Source organism: Streptomyces sp. SID4985 (assembly GCF_009863025.1).
Taxonomy (GTDB): Bacteria; Actinomycetota; Actinomycetes; order Streptomycetales; family Streptomycetaceae; genus Streptomyces.
Genome location: NZ_WWIR01000412.1, coordinates 1 through 2,970, shown reverse-complemented (window position 1 = coordinate 2,970; position 2,970 = coordinate 1). Strand labels below are relative to the sequence as shown.

The following is a 2,970-nucleotide window of genomic DNA, read 5'->3' as shown; positions in this document are numbered from 1 at the left end:
GTCCACCACCTGACCGCCCCGCTGCGCCGGGCCGCCGCCGGGGCCGGGGACGCACAGGGCATGGCGCTGTGGGCGGGACAAGGACACCGGCTGGCCCGCGCGCTGCCGGCCGGGCGCCTTGTGGAGGTACTGGCCGCCGAACTGCGCGCTGCGACAACAGAGTTGACTGACGGAGGTGGTGCGGGATGACCGCTCCCGTGTTCGTGGTGGAGGACTTCGGCCCGGAGGGCGGACCGTTCGTCCTGGACGGCCCCGAGGGACGGCACGCCGTCTCGGTGAAGCGGCTCCAGGCGGGTGAGGAGGTCGTCCTCACCGACGGCGCCGGACGCCATGCCGTGGCCGAGGTGACCGGGACCGAGGGCAAGGACCGGCTGCTCGTCCGGCTCGGTGCGGTCGTGGAGGAGCCCGAGCCCGCCCCGCGCATCACCGTCGTCCAGGCGCTGCCCAAGGGCGACCGGGGCGAACTCGCCGTCGAGACCATGACCGAGGTCGGCGTCGACCGGGTCGTGCCCTGGCAGGCCGCCCGCTGCATCACCCAGTGGAAGGGCGACCGGGGCCTGAAGGCGCTCGGCAAGTGGCGCTCCACCGCGCGCGAGGCGGGCAAGCAGTCCCGCCGCGTCCGCTTCCCCGAGGTCGCCGAGGCGGCCACCACCAAGCAGGTCGCCGCGCTGCTCGCCGGGGCCGACTTCGCCGCCGTGCTGCACTCCGACTTCGAGCACGAGAGCGTGCCGCTGGCCACCGTCGACCTTCCCGCGACGGGCGACATCGTGCTCGTCGTCGGACCCGAAGGCGGCGTCTCCCGCGACGAGTTGACCCTCTTCGAGGAGGCCGGCGCCCGCGCCTGCGTCCTCGGCCCGTCAGTCCTGCGCACCTCCACCGCCGGAACGGCGGCCGCCGCCCTCCTGCTGGGCCGCACCGGCCGCTGGTCCTGACCCGACGGCGGCGGGGAGCAGTTCCCAGCCGTCCAACTCCCCGGCTGTGGCCCCGCGTCGGCGCACCTCGTCCACGAAGGCCCGTACGACGGCGGGCCGGTGCAGATTCGCGCTGTGGCCGTGCTCGTCGCACACCAGCCCGGAGTGGGCGTAGGCCGCCCCGGTGCCCAGCACCCGTCCCGGACGGTCCCGGAAGACGATCCGCAGGACGGCGCCGTCCCGGCTCAGGGTCAGCACCTCCTGGCACCCCGTCTCCGGTGTGTGCCGGTGCCGCACGGTCCACCGGTACTCGGTGCCGTCGGGGAGGGCCAGGCGTCTGCGTCTGCGGGCGTCGCGCATCCGGGGGAAAGTAGCACGCGCCACGGGCGGGGGTACCGGCGTGCGCCGCACGTTCGGGTGACGGGGCGGAGGCGGTCTTTCGCCGGGCCGGAGTCGGTGGCACGCTGAGAGGCATGGGGGCTTCGAGGTGGAATCGCCGCTCCGTACGGCTGCTGGCCGTGAGCGGACTCGCGGCTTTGGGGGTCGGCACGGTGACGGCGTGCCAGCCGGCCGACCTGGGCTCCGCGACCGTCGCCTACACCACCGACTCGACCGCCACCGCCGAGCTGAACCGGCGTCATGTGGACGTGAGTTGGCTGACCTGCGTCGGGCAGCAGGGCGACAGCGCCAGTCCGGCCAGGGCGAGTTCACCCTCCACGGCCATCGTCGTCAGCGTGGACTGCCAGGGCCGCACCAAGGACGGCAAGAAGATAGCCGTCACCGGTGAGGTGACGCGCGCGGTCAACGGCGCCTGTGTGCGCGGCAACTTGACCGCCACCGTGGACGGCCGCCGGGTCTTCCGGGTCAGCGGACTCGGCGACTGCGACGCCACGCCCAGCCCCGTCTTCCCCCCGCCCGCCACCTACCGCCCGCCGGGACAGCCCCGGCCGACCGTGACGGTCACCGTCACCCGGACCCTGTGGTGCAAGGGCGATCCGACCTGCTGGCCCGTCGAAGGAAAGTGATCCAAATCCGGCGCCACGACGCCGGACCGCGCGTAAGGTGACCGCGTGACTCAGGGTGCTGGCAAGGACATCACGGCAGACACGACGACCACGACGACCACGACGACCTCGGGGTATCTCCGATTCCCGCACATCCACGGGGACTTGGTGACCTTCACCGCCGAGGACGACGTCTGGGTGGCCCCGCTCGACGGCGGCCGCGCCTGGCGGGTGAGCGCGGACAACGTACCCGTGAACCACCCCCGCATATCCCCCGACGGCACCACCCTCGCCTGGACCTCGACCCGCGACGGCGCCCCCGAGGCGCACATCGCCCCGGTCGACGGTGGACCCGCCAAGCGGCTGACGTACTGGGGCAGTTGGAAGACCCAGGTGCTCGGCTGGACCCCCGAGGGCGAGGTCCTCGCCGTCAGCACCCAGGGCCAGGCCAGCCTGCGCCGCACCTGGGCCCGCGCCGTCCCGCTCGACGGTGGCCCCGCCACCACCCTGCCGTACGGCCCCGTCGGCGACATCGCGTACGGCCCGCACACCGTCCTGCTCTCCGCCCCCATGGGCCGCGAGGCCGCCTGGTGGAAGCGCTACCGAGGCGGTACGGCGGGCAAGTTGTGGATCGACCGGGACGGCGACGGCGAGTTCGTCCGGCTCCACGAGGACCTGGACGGCAACATCGAGGCCCCCCTGTGGGCCGGGGACCGCATCGCCTTCCTCTCCGACCACGAGGGCACCGGCGCCCTCTACTCCTCCCTCGCCGACGGCACCGACCTGCGCCGCCACACCCCCCTTGGGGGTTTCTACGCCCGCCAGGCCGCCACCGACGGCACCCGAGTGATCTGGTCCAGCGCGGGCGAACTCTGGCTCCTGGACGACCTCGAAGGGGCCGAACCCCGCCGCCTCGACATCCGGCTCGGCGGCGCCCGCGTCGACCTCCAGCCCCATCAGGTCAGCACCGCCCGCTGGTTCGGCTCCGCCTCCCCGGACCACACCGGACGCGGCAGCGCCGTCGGCGTGCGCGGCACCGTCCACTGGGTCACCCA

General features: G+C 73.9%; 4 protein-coding genes and 1 pseudogene. 4 read left to right on the top strand and 1 reads right to left on the bottom strand.

All coding sequences use genetic code 11. The features are described from left to right. Both GTW40_RS18215 and GTW40_RS18210 read left to right on the top strand, forming a co-directional pair. A partial coding sequence (locus GTW40_RS18215) for a nitronate monooxygenase (protein WP_202486069.1) occupies positions 1–189 on the top strand: 189 nt, incomplete at its 5' end. After that, positions 186–932, top strand: coding sequence for a 16S rRNA (uracil(1498)-N(3))-methyltransferase (locus tag GTW40_RS18210; RefSeq protein WP_161181264.1), 747 nt, complete (start codon positions 186–188; stop codon positions 930–932). The genes GTW40_RS18215 and GTW40_RS18210, both read left to right, overlap by 4 nt. Here the strand turns inward: GTW40_RS18210 and GTW40_RS18205 are convergent. Further along, positions 858–1,271, bottom strand: a complete 414-nt coding sequence (locus GTW40_RS18205) for a hypothetical protein (RefSeq protein ID WP_161181263.1) — start codon at positions 1,269–1,271, stop codon at positions 858–860. The two genes, GTW40_RS18210 and GTW40_RS18205, sit on opposite strands and share 75 nt — an antisense overlap. A gap of 113 nt (positions 1,272–1,384) precedes the next feature. On the opposite strand from GTW40_RS18205, the gene GTW40_RS18200 reads away from it, so the two are divergent. After that, the gene (locus GTW40_RS18200; RefSeq protein WP_202486068.1) at positions 1,385–1,936 is read left to right on the top strand and encodes a hypothetical protein; all 552 of its coding nucleotides are present in this window, start codon (positions 1,385–1,387) and stop codon (positions 1,934–1,936) included. 147 nt (positions 1,937–2,083) lie between these two features. Further along, positions 2,084–2,970 (top strand): annotated as a pseudogene (locus GTW40_RS18195) (peptidase S41); the annotation flags it as partial.